This window comes from Phocaeicola coprophilus DSM 18228 = JCM 13818 (genome assembly GCF_000157915.1).
Lineage (GTDB): Bacteria > Bacteroidota > Bacteroidia > Bacteroidales > Bacteroidaceae > Phocaeicola > Phocaeicola coprophilus.
Genome location: NZ_EQ973634.1, coordinates 50,313 through 69,856 on the forward strand (window position 1 = coordinate 50,313; position 19,544 = coordinate 69,856).

Consider the following 19,544-nt stretch of genomic DNA (forward strand, 5'->3'; position numbering starts at 1 on the left):
TCGAAGGAAGTCAATACATGCGGTGAAGGCTATGACCGGAATGAACTGAATTTTCCCGGAGTACAGGCCGAGTTGCTGGATCTTGTATCCGGTCAGGGGAAGCCGGTGGTACTGTCATGCTGAACGGCCGTCCTTATACCATTCCCGAAGAGGTGAAAAAGGTGGATGCCGTGTTGGAAGCCTGGTATCCGGGTGAAAAGGGAGGAGATGCGATTTCCCGGATCCTGTTTGGAGAAGTTAATCCTTCCGGACGTTTGTCTGTGACATTTCCCCCGACCACCGGACATATCTCCATGTATGCGAATCACAAGCCTTCAGGCAAAGGATATTACCGGCAGCGGGGTACTCCGCAGAAGCCCGGCCGCGATTATGTCTTTTCCTCACCGGATCCTTTGTTTTGTCTGGGATATGGCTTGAGTTATACGACTTTTAAGTATAGCCAACTGGAGATACAGAATCACATGGCATCGAAAGGGGAGGTACTGGTGAGCTGTATGCTGAAGAATACAGGAGATGTAAAGGGTGCGGAAGTGGTGCTGCTTTATGTCCGTGACAAGATCAGCAGTGTGACAACTCCGGTGAAGGCTTTGAGAGGCTTTTCCAAGGTTGAACTGAATCCCGGAGAAAGCAGGAAGGTTACGCTGGTGCTGAAGAAGGATGATCTGAAGCTGTGGAATGCAGCGATGGATTTTGTACTGGAACCGGGAGATTTTGAAGTCTTTGTCGGTGCATCCGTAGAGGACATCCGGCTGAAGGGGACTTTTAAGGTGGAATGAGACTGTTTGCTGATCGAACAGAATGTAGTGAAATAGATTTTTGTACATTTGCAATGGTAATTTTAAAGAAACAAGACCATGAATATCGTATTGCTGGAATCACTCGGCATTTCTCCGGAAAGGCTGAGTGAATATGCCCGTCCGCTGGTTGAGGCCGGGCATACTTTTAACGCTTATCCCCGGGATTTGGACATACAGGTACAGATAGAACGTGCCCGCGAGGCTGATGTGATCATCATAGCCAATATGCCGTTGCGGGGAGAGGTAATCCGCGCCTGCAAGCATCTGAAATTTATTGATGTAGCGTTCACGGGAGTCGATCATGTGGATCTGGATGCTGCCCGTGAATGTGGAGTGAAGGTGAGCAATGCTGCCGGTTATTCCACTCAGGCAGTAGCCGAACTGGCCCTTTGCATGATGTTGTCACTGTTGCGGAACGTGCCGCAGGTGGCCGGCCGTTGCCGTCAGGGAAAGACCAAAGACGGTCTGGTCGGCTGTGAACTGCGCGGCAAGACTGTGGGAATCGTCGGTGCAGGAGCCATCGGAACACGTACGGCCGAACTGTGCAAGGCTTTTGGCTGCCGGGTGCTGGGCAACAAACGCCATCTGACCGGCAAGGAACCTTCCTTTATTGAGTTCATGCCGTTGGAAGAACTTCTGTCCCAGTCCGACATCGTTTCCCTCCACTGTCCGCTGACTGCCGAAACCCGTCAGCTGATTAATGCAGACCGTCTGGGAATGATGAAACAGGGCGCTTATCTGATCAATACGGCCCGTGGGGGAGTGGTTGACTCCGCAGCTCTGGCTGAAGCCTTGAAGAACGGCTATCTGGCCGGTGCCGGAATCGATGTGTTCGAAACTGAACCCCCGCTTGATCCGGCCCATCCGCTGCTTCAGGCACCGAATGTACTGGCCACTCCGCATGTCGCATTTGCGTCTGAAGAGTCGATGGAAGCCCGTGCTGCGATTGTGTTCAGCAACCTTTCCAACTGGATGGACGGGAAGCAGGAGAATGTGATTCTTTAATTTTTTTTATTTCCTTGCATTGTAGACCAACATTTCGCTTATCTGTATGGAGACTCCCTGCTGGGGATTAAGCCATTTGAAAGCGATGGTATGTTTCCCTTCCGTCAACCGGTATTTCCAGAACAGCTCGTAACGCCGTTTGGCGAAGGAAGCAGGCAGCTGGGCGGTTTCGGCCAGCTGCCCGTCAATGTACAGTTCGACTTCGGCCACATATTCTTCGTCGGAGGCATTGACATTTCCTCTGATCACGACACCGTTTCCGTTAAATTCCAGTTCCTGAATATCGGTGATCTTTTTATTGATCCCCCGTTTCCCGGTAGGATACATTCCTTCGAAAGCTTTTTCGTATTGTACGGCAACCGGTTGCTGGCATTGGATGGTTACCAGATCTCCTTCAACTGTTCCTCCGTTTTTCTCGATCATTTGCAGAGCCTGACCGAAGCTCAGCTGATAAGCCTTGTTCAGAGAAATATCGGTATAGGCAAAATTCCTGTCCTCAACTTCTTTCAGGCTTCTTTTCCACTGATCCGGAATCCGGTTATATCCCAGGATGGTTCCCAGAATACCGGCAGCAGAAGCAGGATTACAGTCCGAATCCTGACCGCATCGGGTAGAGATATCCATGGTCTTGTAGAAATCCCCTTCACCATATAACAGGCCGATCAGGATATAGGCGCTGTTGATGGTTGCGTCAATGTTGTAAGGAACGAATACGCCTTCGGGACAGCCGATATCGGTACTCCATTTCTTCTCACATTCGAACCAGGTCTGTTTCCAGTTGTCAGGATATTGTTGGTGCCAGCGTATGACGTCACTCATGCATTGGTAGAACTGGCTTTCCTGAGGAATGGTTTTCAGCGCCTCTTTTACGATGAATCCGATGTCATCAGACAGAAAAGCCAGGGAATACATGGCTCCTACATAGACTCCGCCATACCATCCATCTCCATACGTCATGATATGTCCGATTTTATCGGCTATACCGGAAGCAGCATTAGGCATACCGGGAGACATCAGACCGGCATAGTCTGCCTCTATCTGATAGTCCAGGTCGCAGGCATGAGGATTGTTCATCCAGTGACCGGATGCCGGCGGCATGATTCCTTGCAGAATATTGTATCGTGCCGCCTGATTAGCATGCCAGAGGGGATATTCAGCAGTGGCAAAAGCCATAGCAAAAGAGTCCGCCGGGGCATCCAGCCCCAGACGGTCGAATACATCCACGAAAGTAAGATCCATGTAAACATCGTCATACAATCCCGGCACATTGTCATACCACCACTTGATGTAGCCGTCATACCATTCGATGGGCACATAATCCTGAATCATCGTCCCGCAGTATTTGAACTCTGTGGGACCTCCGTAGGTACAGCCGATGGCCTGACCGGCCCAACCTCCTTTGATTTTATCCAGCAGACTGTCTTTAGAGATTGTATATGTCTCCGGAATGCATGGATGGTTGGTTCCGGCAGTTCCAGGAGAACATGCCTCCATCAGCCACATGGCTGCAAACAGGAGAGTGCATGGGAAGAGATGTTTCATGGTTCAGCAGTTTTTGAAGACTTAGTGAAAAATAAGTGAGTTAATTTATAGCTTTGTGTTAAAAAGGAAAAATGCTTTCCATAATGTCGAATTAGATATTTTACAAATTCTATATATGAAAGATAAAGGGGTATCATCATTTAATTTGTAATCCTTATAGATATAATTTTTTATATTGGTTCATTAGTGTCCCATTTTAATGGGACACTAATGAGTTAAAGTTAATAAAAAATTATTGTAAACGCCGCTTGATTTCATTATTAGTCCGTTTGTTGCGGGAACCTTTCACTTTCTGATTTCCGAAATTATAGGTTACTCCCACTTGTACATTGCGCGGATTGTTTTTCATCGTAAAGGCATAATTGTAGTCAGCTCCCGTATTTACGCTGTATTCTTCATTGTAAGAATTGAAGATGTTGTAGACTCCTGCTGTGAATGTCCACTGTTTCAGATTCTTGCGTATGGATGCATACATGTAATGATTGGTCTTTCTCAGAGTCTGGGGCATATGTTCCCGTCCCATCATGTTGTAGTAGATATCTAATGACCATTTGTACTTTTTCGAAAGAGTGACGAAATTCATGAACTGCAGGGTCGGGGTGAAGCCATATCTTCTGACAGGCTGATTTTCTATCTGTCCTTTGTTGTAGCTATAGTAACCTCCAAGGGCATAGTTCACGTATAGATAGTTGTTGAACAGACTTTCATTCCACATAAAGTTGAATGTGGTGATCCGGCTGTTGCCATAATTGTCGAAAAGTGAGCGTACTGTGTTGGTTCCTTCTACCGGCAGACGGAACATAGTCCAGCTGTTGCGCGAGATAAAATGATTGACTGCGAAAACATATTTATAGTTCAATGTATAATAGAAGTCTATGTTATAAGTCCGCATATATTTCAGGAACGGGTTGTTCTCGGAGTATGACGTTTCCGAAGTATAATTGCGGAACGGGTTCAGCAAGGCAAATTCCGGGCGTCTGACTCCAGACTGCAAGGAAAGCGAAAAACTGTGTTTCTCATTGGGCATATAGCTGATGGAAGCAGAAGGAAATACATCCCAGTCATTGCGGTTGAAATTCTGTTCGGGATTATTTTTTACATCGCCTTTACCGTGTGTGTATTCCAGGCGTGCACCGAGCATGAGTGCCCACTTGCTGAAACTTTTACTGAATGACAGGAATCCGGCCGCTACCGTTTCATCGTAAATGAAATGATTGCTTTGTCCGTACTTGTCAACATACTGCTCACCTTCTTTGTGCCCGAAGAAAGAGTTGGCGTCCGAGCGTGTCGTGTAGACCTCCGAGCCAATGTTCATTGAATATCCGTTGCCCAGCGGAGTCTTGAAGTCGATTTTGCCTGCCCAGTTTGTAATATTGATATTCTGTCTTTGGCGGTAATCTAGCAGCAGCGTATGAGGCATTTCTGGCTTTTCGCTGTGTGTAATGTCATTCTGACGGTTGTAATTCCCATATTTCAGGAAGTCAAAGTCAATATTCAGGTATTTACCCTGTTTGATATCATAGCGATAGTTGACATTTGACGATACCTGATATCCGGTTGTGTGAACGTCTTTTCTGGTCTGCGACAGAGAGTCCAGCTGACCGTTCGTGAAATAGCGGTTCGTGTTGTCCATCAGGCTGGGGTTGTACGTATTGCCTGAAGCATTGACAACGACACCGATGATCTGTTTGTCATTGATGTGGTAGTCCAGATTAACCATCCCTCCGTAGGTCAGTTTGTTGTAATCATATTCCGAATGCGAGAGGGTGGAAGCTTTTGAGGTCGGATAATTATAGGTTATATCAGATTCCTGGGGGAGCACGTAATGCTGTGCGTACACATTGGCTGTCAGATCCACTTTGTTCTTCTTGTAGTTTAAGAACGCATTTCCTGTCTGTGAGTTCTTGTCCTTCATCTGCTGGTCTGTAAGGGAAAGAGTACCTTTGGCTCCTTCGTTTTCATTTTTTCTCAGCACGATATTGATAGCTCCACCTGATACGTCTGCCCGAAAGCTGCTGTTCAGTGTGGTCATGATTTCTATCTTGTCAATGTTTTCGGCAGGCATGCTTTTCAGGTACTGTTGCAGGGTTTCTCCGTTTAATTTTGATTTCCGGCCATTGATGTAGACGATGGGATTTCCTTTTCCGACCAGCGTGATTCCGGCATGGTCATTCACCTGAAGGAAAGGAGTCAGTTTTAAGACTCCCCAGGTATTGTTCCCTTTCACAATGCTGGTGTTTGCAACTTTGAATGAATACCGGTCGGCTTCCCGTGTAAGCTGGGGTTTTGCCGTGACGACTACTTCACTGAGTAATACGGGATCTTCATCCAGAATGATGGTTCCTAGATTTTGTGCTTGCGTGCCGACCTCCACATATTTTTCTTTATAGCCGACATTGGTGATATATAGTACGATTCCGTCCGGATATTCGGATCTTGATTTTAAGCGGAATACACCAAGAGAGTCGCAGATGGCAGAGTCGATCAGTTTGTTGTTTTGTCGCTCAATGACGGCAATGGCCGTGTAAGGAAGTTTTTCATTTTGTTTGTTGATTATGCTCCCTGTAATGTTCTGTGCGATTGTTTCCAGCCCCAAAAGGTTACAGATAAACAACCCAAGAAGTAATATGCGTTTCATAATTCAGATTATTTAAATTTTGAACAAAGATATATTATTTTTTTAAACATATCATATTTCAATTATTTTTTTGCACCTAACTAAATGTTTTTCTGAATATGGTGTGGGGTAGAAGATTTGTTGCTGAAAAATTTATAACTTTTTATAGTTCTGAAATTTAAAGATATACATAAATATTCTTCTATGTTTAATATTTTATACTGATTATTAAACACTTTCGGAGGATATATTTTCTCAGAGGATTATGGAGTTGTATGAATCTTCAGAAAATATGAAGGGGTTGCTTCCGACAGACTTTCGCAAGTATATTTTTCAGATCATACAATCCTTATCTCATTGAAAAAACGTCGAAATGTTTTATAAAAAAGAATTCGGGCTTTTAAAGCAAACGCCGAAACGTTTTTTTAAAAGCCCGAAGCTCATTTTTTCTACAGTTTTTTATTTCATAAACTTCTCAATCAGTTCCGCAATTTTCTGCCGGTGTTCCAGCAAAACGTGGGGATCTTTGTTGTAGGTCTTCTCATCGGTGTAGATGGATTTTGGAATCTGCAACAGTTGTCTGGCTTCTTTCACCAGTGACGCCTGTTTCTTCGAAGCCGCCTTCATCAGTTTTTCCAGAATGCACATGTATTCGTAATCCTCAATACCGGCTCTGAGGAATTCCAGTCTGATGGACGGGATCGGATAGCCCTGATAAGCGGTTGTCTTGTCCTTGTTGGGATCTCTGTTTTCCGGATAGAAGAACCGTCCGTCACCATTTCCCCAGATTGTCTGTTTTCCATAAGGCCAGCCGTATCCGGTTACCCAGCTCATGGCTTCTTGCCAGGGGTTCTGCAGATATCCTTTCGGGGAAGCTTCGTTGGAGTTCCAGTAGGTGGTTTCCCACATGAGTACCCCTTTCAGGCGGTAGACGTAGGATGCCCACAGCCACATGCGCATATTCACGGCATCGTGGTCGATGAATTCGGAAATCCACGGAGCTTTCGGCCATACGCAGAGATAAGACCAGTATTCCAGTCCGCGCTGGTTCATCTTGTCGATTTTTTCGTGGTTCAGCTGGTGCCAGATGGTGCAGCTGATATCGGTAACGTCCGAGATATCCTGACCTGCCACATGTTCTGTCAGGAAGGTTGTCAGTTTCGGAGCATACTCCTTGATCATCTTGTTGGTCTGGTATACGAACTCATAATCTTTTTCCGACGGTTCATCAAACCAGTAGATGTATTCTTTGCCCAGTACGCCGATTCGTTCCAGATTATCCTGAATCTGCTGCAAATAGCGCTTCATAAGTTTGTTATACTCTTCCGTTCCCTGCTCGAATCCTTCGAAGATACCATTCTGGCGGGAATAGTAGGTTCCTGATCCCAGACCTTTTATGGCCAGACGGAAGGAGTTGAAGTTATAGGGAGGCGCAAAGTATTTTCTGGCAGCCGCTTCGAAATCAGAGAAATCCAGCTGGATGTCGATCTTGTCCAGATCCACTTCAAAATTTCCGCATGCGAGCAGGTTCTGGTCTGTTTCCTTCTGATTCATCGAAAGATCATCGAACCAGACAACCCCTTTGTCTTCTCCGTGATAGGTGCGGTTGGCAGCACACAGGATGACTTTGACATAGCGGATTTCTTCGTCGAACATTCCCAGCGGGAAAGTGAATGATTCCCATCCCGGGTTCGCTGTAAATTGTTCAAAACGGTTTTCGAAGACAATCAGATTCTTTTCGGCATCATAGCATTCTACACCTACTACATAAGTCTGCTTCTCTGCCTGGCTTTTGGCTTTCCATTTTAACTCATAGGTCTTTCCCGGAGTTACAGGCTGCAATTCGCGTGTGCAGGCTTCTATGTTCTCAGTGGCTGAATTATCTACAACCTTATAGCCGTAATTTCCGCTGACTTTTTCTTTGCTGTCATAAAATCCGCCTTCCCAGTCCACTCCGGAAACGGTTTCATGAATCGGAGCATACAGGAAAGGATCGTAAGGAGAGATTTTGTACCGGCTGAACATTTCCATGTATTTTTCGAATTTGTCACGTTTCTGTTCTTCGGTGGTCAGATTTTCATAGAGTTCCACATTTTTCATGTTCATTCCCCATCCGGAACGAATGGTAGGAACAGCAGGAAGTTCAAAGTTTCTCACCGTCAGATCAACGGGAACCGTAGTTTTCCAGCCGTTGGCTGCCGTAAGTGTCACTTCTGATGTATATTGGCCAGCCGCAGTCTGCGAAGGAACATGGACTGTAATCCATAAAGGGGTATTCTCGGATGCCTTTAATGTCAGAGGCTTTTCATACAACGGCAGCGGATCCGGGAAATATCCTTTGTAACCATAATAGTCCGTAGGGTGGGAGACCTTGACGTATTCCACCTTTCTGATTTCAACCTGGTCACCGGGGATCGTCTTTCCGTCAGAAGAAGTAAAGTCTGCCACCGAGATGCGGAAGTTTTCCATTTCACTTTCCGGATTTACCACAATGATAAACGATTCGTATTCATTCTTGGCAGCCGACAGAGAGACCCTGCTCTGGCTTTTTCTCGGAACCGGTGCATCTTTCAATACTTTGTAAGCGCCTTCGGCCCACCAGACGGAGGCTTTTTGATCCTGGTTTATAAAATACCCGTAACCTCCTGTTGCCGTCTGATTCAAATCTACCTGATCTTGTTTGTTGTCGGATACATTACTGGCCACTGCGGGCATACATGACAACAAAGATAAAAACAAAAACATGCTTTTCATAACTGTGCTTTTTTCATTAGTTTGTAAAACCACCCCTATAAATTATTGTGTGCCGGCTGGTGTTGGGCATCAATCGGCACACATTCTTGTAATTCGCATCAAAAATACGAATAAATCTGAAAAAAGTCAGCAGTCTGTCAGATTATTTTAGGAAACTGTTCCAACAAGCTTGTTATCGGATGTCAGGCTAATCCTTTTTCAGGATTGTTCCCACCTTTTGAAGTATTTCCATTATATATGTCTCCCAGACTGTTGTAGAGGCAAAGATAAGCGAACATTCCGAATTTGGCATCTACGAACTATTGCATCCTTTCCTTAAAATCTTCATTGGATTCATTTAAGTAATCGATCGGGCAATAAGCTGACAAGTTGGAACACAATCCGGCAATCTACATTAATTATGGTTATTCTAATCCTGTTGCGCTCCAGTGGTTTCCGTTGTTTCAAGTATTATTGCAAAATATATCTATAAACCTTTGAAACACCTTTTCCCATGTCAGGTTTAACCACTTTGTGGTACTGGAGAAGGAACCGTACAATTCAGCTGAAACGACTGCACAATTCAGTTGTAACGAACGCATAATGAAGCCTTAATGACCGCATAATCCAGCTTCAATGACCATATGTTTTAGCCTGAAGAGCTGGATTACTGACTTCTCAGTAAAAATGAGAAAACAAATTGAGATTTGGAATATAATTCCTTATATTTGCGTAATATAATTGCATCTAGGAACAAAATTAAATAAAAGAAAGGCAGTTTGATCGGAATTATGATACCAGAAGAAAAAGCAAGGCAAAAGATAGATCTTATGACCACTCCTTGGCAGAGTTGATGGCTGAAATAAAAGAGAAAAGTATAACTATTAGTTCAGCAGTAGCAGAACTTGAGAAGCTGCTTGCAAACATAAATTAAGATTAAGCGTATGAAAAATAACGACATCGCAATATCAATAGAACAGCAATTCGGAGAAATCATAAATATTATTCTCCAACATAAAAGTAATGCTTCAAGAGCCGTCAATGAAGAGCTGCTACTCACAGCATGGCATGTAGGTGGATATGTATCTGCTAAACTGAAGAGCGAAGAATGGGGAAGCAAGGTTGTTTCGCAACTGTCTGAATATATACGTTCCCAACGCCCTGACATCAAAGGATATAGCAAAAGAAATATTTACAATATGGTAATGTTCTATGATGAGTATTCATCAGAAACGTTCATAGCAACAATAAGACAATATTTGAATACTGAATTTGTGCAGCCAAAAACTGCACAAATTGAAGCGAGCGACCATAAACAGAAAATACCTGTAATTGTGCAGCCAAAAACTGCACAATTTGTCCAGCCAGCAATTGGACAAATGCCTAAGATATTGGAGTTAACGAGTTTGACTAATCATATAGAAATATTATGCCGATGTAAAAGCGACGAAGAACGGTTGTTTTATATACTCTATGCCAATAAAGAGCATTTAGTAAAACGAGAGCTCCAACGTTGCATTTCCAATCAGACTTATGCAGGATTATTAGGAAGCAAGGACAATATGTCAAAAGGATTACTGGAAAGATATCCTAATGCGCCAGTCATGTTCAAAGACACCCTGTTCGTAGATTTTCTTAATCTGCCGAAAAAGCATAGCGAAACAAAGCTAAAAAATGGCCTGATAGAACATATGAAGCAGTTTATTCTTGAACTTGGAAAAGACTTTATATTCATGGATCAGGAATATCGTCTTAATATAGGAACATCTACATTCAAGGCTGATCTATTATTCTTTCATCGTGGCTTACAGGCATTAGTTGCTGTGGAATTGAAAAAGACGAAGTTCCATCCTCGTGATCTTGGACAGTTGGAATTCTATTTGGAAGCACTCGATCGGGATGTTAAACGGTCTAACGAGAACCCTTCTATCGGTATTATACTCTGTCCGGAAGCAGACCGGATAGTAGTAGAATATGCCATGAGCAGAAGCATGAGCCCTACCATGATTGCTGAATATAAGCGCATTCTCATTCCACAGGAACGCATGCAGCAGCAACTGAATGAGTTTTGCAATCTATTCTTAAACAGGGACTAACTTAAATGGATACAGCAAAGCATAATCATTTTTTCTGTCATACTTTTCACAATAACCCTTCCAGATCCAGATAAGCAAACTGGATTTCATCGTCCAGATTCATGATGATCCGGTTGTTGTCTTTATCGTAGCAGAAGTAGTTGATGGGACGGCCTACAACCAGGGTTTTCAGATAGTCGCCTTTCATGTTGAACACATGAAATATTTCCCCCAGATTGCCTTTGTTCCAGTCTTGTCCCGAGTATAAGGCTATGATCTTGTCTCCGCAGATCTGAACCTCCGAGAAATGTTTTTTTCTGTCTCCGCTTTCATCCCAGTTGGGACCGTAGACATTGCATTGCAGTTCGCCTTCCAGGTTGTAGAGGCTGATCAGATCATATCTGCCATTGCATTCCACCAGCGTCTGGCTGGCTGGAGAAACGGCGTAACTGATACGTTTTTTCTGGTCGGCCGGATGGGTGTAGGCCGTGAGCTTGATTTCTCCCGTCTGCATGTTCCATTTGCCGCTGGTCTGCAGGAAAGTGGAAGAGGAGGTGGGCTGGATGAAAGAGCCGTAAGCCAGTGTATCGTTGATGTAGCAATAATCGTTCGGGAAGTTCATACCGTTCACTTTCAGCTTGACAAATGGTTCGTAATCGGAATTCTGGAGCAGGCTGTCCAGCTGATAGCCGAGAATGCGGAGCTGGCCGTGATCCGTCACGTACAGTTCCCGCTTCTCCGGATTCCATGCCACTGTTCCGAGGACGGTTATTTCTTTGGGGCCCTGTCCGGGATCTCCGAAACTGCATAAGGGAGCAAATGTGTTCTTGTTGAAGATGTGTACCATTTTCTCCATGGAGCGGTAGTCAGCTATGATGAGATAATCATCGAAAACATAAGATTTGGCCATGGCTCCGATCAGTACGTCTTCCATACTGATTTCCCGGATCCGGTTTCTGACATCTGTTTTTTCATTCCGTTGTTTTTGCCATTTCTCACCGGTTCCTTCCTGTTTGCATGAGGGAAAACATACCGTCAAGACCATAAATATGATGAGGAGTGTGTTGCGTTGTATTGATTTCATAGAATTTGTTTTTTTAGGTTGTACGAATGGATGAAGTTTCGGTTCAGATGGCCCGGATGAGCAGCAGCACCGGATTCTGGTCGTCTGTATAGTGAAGCTTGTCTGCAAGTTCCTGTTGCTGGGACGGGGATAAATGCGTACGGCCATATTCCATGATGTCGTCTGGCTGTAAAGGAAGGACGATCTGTCCGTTATCCTGGACAAACAATGTTACATCCGTCAGATTGACCGGATAATCATACAGCTGGTCAACCAGAAGTGTACCGAAACAGATTTGCTTTCCGTCAGCTGATTTGGGAAGGATGGACATCCGGTATTGCTTTTTGTAGAAATAGCCGGCCCAGTAGTTTTTGTCTGTTTCCAGAAAACAGTCTGTTCCGTATGCAAAGCGGTCTTCCTGATGCAGTTTTTCAAAGAACTCCATGATGTGTTCATAGGGCTGGTTGTAGAAAGAAGACGGAATATTCTTGCCTGAGAAGTCCAGTACAAATGCAGGGGTACAGGCTGCAGCGTTCAGGTTGTAGACGGTGTCGTTGAACAGCTGGGTAAAGTAGGTGTGCGATCCGTTCTGCTGGAAAATGTTCTTTGACTTTACAAACAGATATTGGGCTTTGGCCTTGTCAACAGGCAGGAAGTGATGCGTGGAGCTTGAATCACTCAGTGACAAGGCATGAAGCTGGAACCGGTTATCCTTGCTCATGTCATTGCCTGTATAAATGTATAGGGTATTGCTGTCTGTCAGACATATGTTTTCCATCCAGAGGTCCAAATTGATGCGGCTGGTACAACTGTTGTCCCATGAATAGCTGTTTATGCATTGCGTGTTGCGGCTCAAGACCCACACATGTTCACCGTCGGTCTGAAAATCACTTACGTTTGCATATTCTTCCGGTCCTGTTCCCTGGCGGTGGATTGCACCGAGACATTCTCCGGATAAAGAAAATTTATATACGGAAGACGGATCCGCTACATATAGAAAATCTTTTTTCAGATGAATCTGGTTTATTTCACTGAGCAGTAATGAATCGGAGGTGGGCAGAACAACCAGTGAGCTGTTTGCCACTTCTGACAGGCGGATGCTGCCGGCTGTCGTTTCCGTTTCTATCTGGAGAGTCTGGCATTTTTCCTGCGTTTTTTCTTTCCCCGGATGACATCCGGCCAATGTCAGAATCAACAGTCCGGATAATGCTTTTCTTAATAGGTTTTTTCTTGTCATATTCCTTTGAATTTATACTTGAGCAAAGGTAAAGAGAATATGTCCGAAAAACAATGACAGGGGGCCGCGCGGATTTCTGAGAAATTTGTATCTTGTCTGATTATCAGATTCTTTCGATACTTTTTCTCAGAAAAAAATCAGAAATCTGCGGGGCTTTTTCAAGAAAGGGAAGGCCCCAAAATCTTTAATGTCTGGAGTAAACATGATTTTGGGGCCTCCTTCTTGTCTGGTAACCGGACAGAGTTACAGCAGTCCGGTTGGGCAGAATTATTTGAACAGTCTTGCGATCAGGTCAAAGTTTGTATCCCGGTAACCGGTTTCCCAGGGAGTAGTCTCGTTGGAAGCATATCTGCTGCTCAACAGTTCTCTGGCCTGGTCCATGTTTCCATGATAAACGGCAGCACACCATTGTGCCGGTTTGCTTTCCGGGAAATCCTTTTTCCAGGAGGCAACCAGCTTGTCGGCTTCTGCCTGTTTGCCTGTGTCACGCAAAGCCAGTGCCGTCAGCAAATGCGCTGATTCGAAATTGCGGGTGGAAGTAGGATGAGAAGATACTTTGTCCAGCAGGGTTTGGGCTTTTGCCGTTTCTCCTTTCTTTTCATATACCTTGGCTTCCAGATAATCTTCCAGCCGTTTGTCTATCTGATCGTCGTAAGGTTTTCCTACACCCAGATTTTCCGGCCATTCTTCGGAGGCTTTTATGGATTTCAGGGCTGCATCATACCGGCGTTTGCTGAACTGATCCATTGCCTGGTAGAGGTTAGCAGCACGATATACGGCTCTGCCGGCATAGGAACCTTCGTTCGGTAACACCTGCATCTTGCTCAACAGGGAAATGCAGGAACCATACTGTCTGGTTTCGCACAGACCGTTGGCATATTTCAGTCCGATGTAATAGTTGTCCGGATATTTCCGGATGTACTTTTTGCCTGTTTCTACCACCTTGTCCCAGTTGCTTTCTGCGGTATAATAGTTCAGCAAGGCCATGCCGGCTCTCCATGAAGGATCTGTCTGCTCGGCTTTCATCAGGTCTGCCAGTCTGGCTTCGCCTTCCTTGAGTTGTGCGCGCGACAGATACAGAGGTGCATAGCCTGCATTGTCACACAGATTCATTTTCTGGAGTGCCTTGTCCTTCTGCTGGTTGGTCCAGTATATCAGTCCCTGGTAATAGTTGATTTTCCAGTTGGCTGACTGCGATTCGGCCCAATTCAGGTACTTCAGGGTTTCCGGACGGAAGGGGAAGATATAATCCGGTGACTGGGCATTGGCCAGTTCCTGTGTTTCCCGGGCTTCCTGAGCTGCTCCTTGTCTGTTCTGCAGCCAGGCTTTCTGATACAGGGCTATCGGATGATTTCCGGCACAGGTGAGCAGGGCGATGGCTTCTTCCTCACATCCGGTTCTTTCATACCATTCTGCCAGTTCCAGGAAAGTTTCGGCCGGCAGTTCATTACGGATCTGGGAAGCGAATGAAGCAAGTTGTTCCGGAGTATGGTTTCCGGACAGCCAGGCTTCTTCAAATCGGAGACCATGATACAAAGGCAGTTGATCCAGCACCTGGCTGATCTGTTCTTTCGCCAGTTCTGTTCTGCCAGTCTTTCTGTAAATCATGGTCAGCAACTGACGGGCATGAAGATTCATGGCATTGTAAGTCAGACTCTTCTTTGCATATTGTTCGGCTTTGGTCCAGTTCCGGTCGCAGGCATACATTTCGCCCAGCTGTTCGTAAGCGGCAGTGCGCACTGAAGCTGAAAAAGTGGCGATGGCAAAAGCAGCCTTTGCTTCTGTTGCATTGCCCAGCATGCGGTTGGCCAGTCCGTACAGGTAGTTGGCTTCTCCGTCATAGGTATTCAGTCCCAAAGCCCGTTCCAGCAGGGGAATCATTTCCTGATATCTGCCTTCCCGGTAATAGAGGGAGGAAAGGCGTACCAGAGCCGGTGAGAAGTTGGCATCCTGTTTCAGGGATTTCTTCAGGTAGCTTTCTGCCTTGTCCCATACTTTCTGGTTCAGCCATTGTTCTCCCTGGGTATAAAGTCCGAAAGCAGAATTCCAGTTGAAATCTTCGGGAAGGGTCATGGGGCGCTTCAGGTCGAAGTTTTCCGGATTATCCGAGTAGACCAGGAGATTGTCTCCGATGACTACTTTCAGGTGGCCTTCGGGGATGTCTTTTCCTTTCAGGGAAGTCAGGGTGACCGGTTCCATGACGTTGGCAGTCAGAGACAGTGTTTCCACCAGCTGCTGGTCTTTGTAGATCTTGAGATCGGTTGACAGTTTTTCCAGCGGTGAAAAGGCCAGTTTCAGCCCGTCAGCTTCACGCATTACGTGCAAGGCTCCGATGGCGCTGGCCTTGGACACTCCTTTGATTCCTTTGACGGAATACCAGTATTCGGTCCATGCATCCGTCATCTGAGGTGCGAACGAATGATGTTTGTAAGGGGTGTAGGCACTGTTGGAAGCCGGCTGGTTGAACATTCGGCCGGACTGCAGTTCGATGTACTGGCCGTTCTGGTCGGTCAGCAGGTCTTCCCAGATACCTCCTTCACGGGACTGTCCCCACAGGAAGATTTTCATACCCAGTTTCTCATCAAAATTGGAATGATGGATGGATCCGAAATCTTCTCCGTGCCAGTAGATGCCGTAATAGTCATTGTAATATCCCAGAACGTGGTAAGACTTGGAATTGCCGAAATTATTGGAGTCATACCATCCGATGTTCCGGTTGTTTTCATCCACCGGGAACGAGGAAACCTCACCCCCGTGTCCGATGAGATGGTCGCCCGGATAACAGAACTCGGCTTTCTGGCCGACCCGGTATCCGGCATTCATCCACTGGTAATAAGGCTGATCAACATCGGACTGGTTGTACCAGGTGGTGTGGGTTGTAAAGTAAGCTTTGTCCTTAGGCAGATTGACTTCCACAGTCCAGGCCGTGCGTGTCAGCCATTCGTAGGAGAACAGGTAGCAGCTTACACTGCCGTCATCTTTTTGTCTGACCAGATAATCCACAGGAGTGCTGGAGGTGGGAGCGTGTCCGATGATACCGAAATTGAACTCAATACCGCCGGAGGTCCAGGGACCTCTCATGGCGATATCACGGAATTTGGCTACTCCGTTCTTGTAGATAAAGTCTTTACCGGTGGTCTTGTCCACGGCTCCCCATATCTTTCCGCCTACTTCCGGAAAGAGGGTAACTTTGATGTAATCATTCTCCAGCTCAACTGTTTTCCATTCCCGGTTTTCACCTTTGGCTGTAAATCCGTCAAACCGGAAGTAGGGGTAGAACAGGTTGGAAGGAGTTGCTACCGGATTCGGATCAGAGAATTTATAGGTTTTCAGGGTCTCCGTCTGTTCCTGAACGGATACATGCTGGGCAAATCCTTGCGGAGCCAGGCAGAAGACACAGGTTGTCAGGGTTAGTATTCTGTTTTTCATGTGATAAATGGTTTTTATTCGATGGAATCCTTTAGTTATTCAATCACGATAAGCCATCCTTTTCCTTTCGGAACGGTTACGATGTCTCCCGGTTTCCAGGTCTTTTCGGGCTGGAAGTTCTCAATAGCCGGGGCATGCAGAGATACCTTGGCCGGATCCAGACCCAGTTTAGCCCAGTCAATTTGCAGGGTAACATCTACATCATGGTCTTCCCAGGTTGCCAGTGAGACCAGTGTCTTGGTTCCGGTTTTACGGTAGATGGTGGCGAGGGTTTTTTCTCTGCCGGTCTTGACCGGGTTATCCTTCACCCAGTAACCGATCATTTCACTGCCTTTCATTCCAAACTCATCCCAGAATTTCCAAAGAGGACGGTTGTCCACTCCATATCCCGGGTTACGTCCGGTCATGCCATACAGCATTCCGCGCCATTTGTTTCCACCTTCCCACAGCATTTCTCCCATCAGTCCGTAGGGGATACCAGATACTTCCACCATCCAGAACTCGGGCGGCATGTCGTAGTCGAAATATTCGCCGAACCACAGGCGGTCCAGGTAGGGGAAGTGTTCCAGATACAGGTTTGCACTGTTGGCAAAGCCGTCTTTGTCGTTAAACTGGTTGGCTGAATGCAAGTCGATCATGGCACCGGGGTTGGTACGGTTCAGAATTTTGCGTACACGTTTCATGGACATGCGGTCGAAAGCCAGGTCGTCAATGTACAGTCCGTCGATGCCGACATTCTTGACGAGCCAGTCCAGTCCTTCCATATAGTAATTGTGCCAGCGGGACACTCCGGTATTTACAATCGCAGCATCCTGTACATTATAGGCAAACCAGGCAGCGATGTAATCCTGGTCGTAGTGTTCCTGAAGCCAGGAATATCCGCCTCCCTTACCTTTGGAGAAAATTTCTCCGTTGAGGCTTCTCAAGGCAAAGATCTCGGTACAGCTGTTTGAAAGTTCACGTACCGTATTGTAGATCTTCACTTTCATATTCTTTGCATGAGCTCCGTCAATATAAGCTTTCATTTCTCTGGTGCGCAGGAAAGGATAGTTGATAAACGGATTGATGGCATTGGCGTGATGAATATTGACTACGGTCGCTCCGAATTCATGAGTCTTGTCGATGAAGTCATATCCGTGATAATAGCGGTCCTGCCATTGCTTGTCGGGATTGATGGTACGGAACGGAGTGATCAGCACGTTGAAGTAGAAGCACAGGCGGTCACCTTTTTTGACTGTGCGTTTTCCTGAATAAGCATTGATCAGGGTGTTTTTTCCTGCTGCACTCAGCTTGATACCTCCATTGCCGTTGTTGCACCACGAAACCGGCATGTGCAGCGGTTTCTCGTGGTAGAAGTTCGTATTCAGCGGACGTTCGTATTTGTCGTCATAGAAACGGAGTTGCAGTCCTCCATTGACACTGCCGGTCCACAGGGCATCCTGATTTTTTTCAACGCCCCATTTCCAGTCCAGATTCTGGGGGCAGTAGCCGCCTTTTTCTCCCAATCCCATCATATATTGTGCAATGTTGGGGGCCAGTTCGGTACGGAGTGCAATGTCATTTATTTCACCATCCTTGCGGGCAATAAGCACTACCTTGTATTCCATGTTTCCGTCAGACTCGATCTGGGCGTCCAGGTTCATAATGAACTGATTGTTCTGATTGGTGGCATGCCATCCCAGAGTACCGGCCTTACGTTTGGTATAGGTGAAGTCCAGGTTCTCCCAGTTTTCTCCGGTTGTGAGTTCCATCGGTCTGGACAGGATATCCAGTCCTTCTGTTCCTATTTCGGTGAGTGTTTCCTTGAAATAAGAAGTGATCTGTGCCGGGAATCCGTTGGGCTGAAGAGTCACCTTGCGTCCCAGCAGTGAAATGGTCTTGTCCTGTACATTCAGAGGAATATAGGGAGCGATTACTTCGTCATCAAAGCCGATCTGGGAGTTCAGCCAGCGCAGGCGCGAATGTCTCCAGGGCTCATTGTCTCCATGGTTGGCAATCAGGTTGTCAGTGACATTCAGGGTCACTTTTACCTGTTTGGGTTTCATTCCTGCAGCCTGAACGGTTACTGTTCCTGTATACTGTCCGGCTGTCAGCTGTTCGGGAACCATCGTTCCTACCCACAGGGCCTGTACTTTTCCTTTGGGGACGGAACAGTCTTTTTCAAACACACTTCCGGTGACATCTACACCTCCTGTGTTGAAACAGGTGAATGCAGAAGCGGGGATTGATTCTCCGGTTTGTGAATTAACCAGAGCAGAATAGGTAAGCTTCAGGTGGTTGACATCCTTGCGGGCTGCCCAAAGACCGATTTGGAAGGTGTAATATTCTCCCTTGTCTGCCGTTCCCTCAAAAGAATCATGGCGGTTGTCCTCTATCCATTTATAGGGCAGATCCGTTGTCATGCGGATCGGGTAACGCCGGTCTTCCGTAAACAGAATATAGGGATCCTCTGGTTGGGATTTCAGCAAGTCGTCTTTTTCTTTGGCAGTGGCGATCACTTCCATCGGGTAGAAAGAATGGAATTCATTGATGGCCTGGAATTGCTTGACGGTAGCCTGCGGTAGTTCGGGAGCCTTTTTCCCTGTCAGGCGGTTGGCCTTTTTCCATTCGGCAGATGCTGTTTCTTCAAATCCCGGATAAGTTACGGTCGGATAATATTTGCTTCCTGAAGAAATATTTTTCAGGTAATAGATGTAATAGTCTCCCGGAACGGTTTGCGGCTGAAAGACGACCTCACCTTTTTCCCGGTTGATCTGAAAGCGGCATACGTTGGTGATGCGCTTTCCGGTCTTGGCATCAATGACAATCAGGTCCTTGTTTTCCGGATTGAAATCTTTCCGCCGCCATTGGATGAGAGCCAGAACAGCATCTGAGGGCTGGTCAACGGAAACCACCACTCTGTGATTGCCAAGTGAATCAGCATTCCAGACTCCGGTGCCATATAATGAAGGGAGGGGTTTTTCCTGTCCCTGAATGGGAGCTGCCAGCAGCAGGCCTCCCAGTAAAAGAGGAAAAATTCGTTTCATGGTTTGTTCGTATTTAGACT

Annotated in this window: 10 protein-coding genes; 3 read left to right on the forward strand and 7 right to left on the reverse strand. The window is 46.1% G+C overall.

Annotation, left to right across the window (positions count from 1 at the left end; genetic code table 11):
• Positions 1-116 precede the first annotated feature (116 nt).
• Both BACCOPRO_RS04340 and BACCOPRO_RS04345 read left to right on the forward strand, forming a co-directional pair.
• Positions 117-776 carry a fibronectin type III-like domain-contianing protein gene (locus tag BACCOPRO_RS04340; RefSeq protein ID WP_008141308.1) on the forward strand — a complete coding sequence of 220 codons (660 nt, stop codon included), beginning with the start codon at positions 117-119 and terminating at the stop codon, positions 774-776.
• A 78-nt stretch (positions 777-854) separates the two neighbouring features.
• Positions 855-1,802, forward strand: coding sequence for a 2-hydroxyacid dehydrogenase (locus BACCOPRO_RS04345; protein ID WP_008141310.1), 948 nt, complete (start codon positions 855-857; stop codon positions 1,800-1,802).
• Positions 1,803-1,808: 6 nt separating this feature from the next.
• Here BACCOPRO_RS04345 and BACCOPRO_RS04350 read toward each other — a convergent pair whose 3' ends face one another.
• From BACCOPRO_RS04350 to BACCOPRO_RS04360, 3 genes are all read right to left on the reverse strand, one after another.
• Complete coding sequence (locus BACCOPRO_RS04350; RefSeq protein ID WP_246497812.1) at positions 1,809-3,296, reverse strand: ADP-ribosylglycohydrolase family protein; 1,488 nt, start codon at positions 3,294-3,296, stop codon at positions 1,809-1,811.
• Positions 3,297-3,576: 280 nt separating this feature from the next.
• The gene (locus tag BACCOPRO_RS04355) at positions 3,577-5,982 is read right to left on the reverse strand and encodes a TonB-dependent receptor domain-containing protein (protein WP_008141314.1); all 2,406 of its coding nucleotides are present in this window, start codon (positions 5,980-5,982) and stop codon (positions 3,577-3,579) included.
• A 438-nt stretch (positions 5,983-6,420) separates the two neighbouring features.
• The gene (locus tag BACCOPRO_RS04360; RefSeq protein ID WP_040311168.1) at positions 6,421-8,715 is read right to left on the reverse strand and encodes a DUF4091 domain-containing protein; all 2,295 of its coding nucleotides are present in this window, start codon (positions 8,713-8,715) and stop codon (positions 6,421-6,423) included.
• A gap of 923 nt (positions 8,716-9,638) precedes the next feature.
• On the opposite strand from BACCOPRO_RS04360, the gene BACCOPRO_RS04365 reads away from it, so the two are divergent.
• The gene (locus tag BACCOPRO_RS04365) at positions 9,639-10,790 is read left to right on the forward strand and encodes a PDDEXK nuclease domain-containing protein (protein ID WP_008141320.1); all 1,152 of its coding nucleotides are present in this window, start codon (positions 9,639-9,641) and stop codon (positions 10,788-10,790) included.
• A gap of 46 nt (positions 10,791-10,836) precedes the next feature.
• On the opposite strand, the gene BACCOPRO_RS04370 is transcribed toward BACCOPRO_RS04365, so the two are convergent.
• The 4 genes from BACCOPRO_RS04370 to BACCOPRO_RS04385 all read right to left on the reverse strand — a co-directional run bounded on the left by BACCOPRO_RS04370 (position 10,837) and on the right by BACCOPRO_RS04385 (position 19,524).
• Positions 10,837-11,853: a BF3164 family lipoprotein gene (locus BACCOPRO_RS04370; protein WP_008141321.1), complete on the reverse strand. Its 1,017-nt coding sequence runs from the start codon at positions 11,851-11,853 to the stop codon at positions 10,837-10,839.
• Between the two features lie 43 nt (positions 11,854-11,896).
• Positions 11,897-13,069, reverse strand: a complete 1,173-nt coding sequence (locus BACCOPRO_RS04375; protein WP_008141323.1) for a DUF4934 domain-containing protein — start codon at positions 13,067-13,069, stop codon at positions 11,897-11,899.
• 267 nt (positions 13,070-13,336) lie between these two features.
• Entirely contained in the window at positions 13,337-16,498 is a 3,162-nt protein-coding gene (locus tag BACCOPRO_RS04380; protein ID WP_008141324.1) for a DUF5107 domain-containing protein, read from the reverse strand.
• Between the two features lie 35 nt (positions 16,499-16,533).
• Positions 16,534-19,524 (reverse strand): glycoside hydrolase domain-containing protein, encoded by a 2,991-nt coding sequence (locus BACCOPRO_RS04385; RefSeq protein WP_040311170.1) that lies wholly within the window; start codon positions 19,522-19,524, stop codon positions 16,534-16,536.
• Positions 19,525-19,544 lie beyond the last annotated feature (20 nt).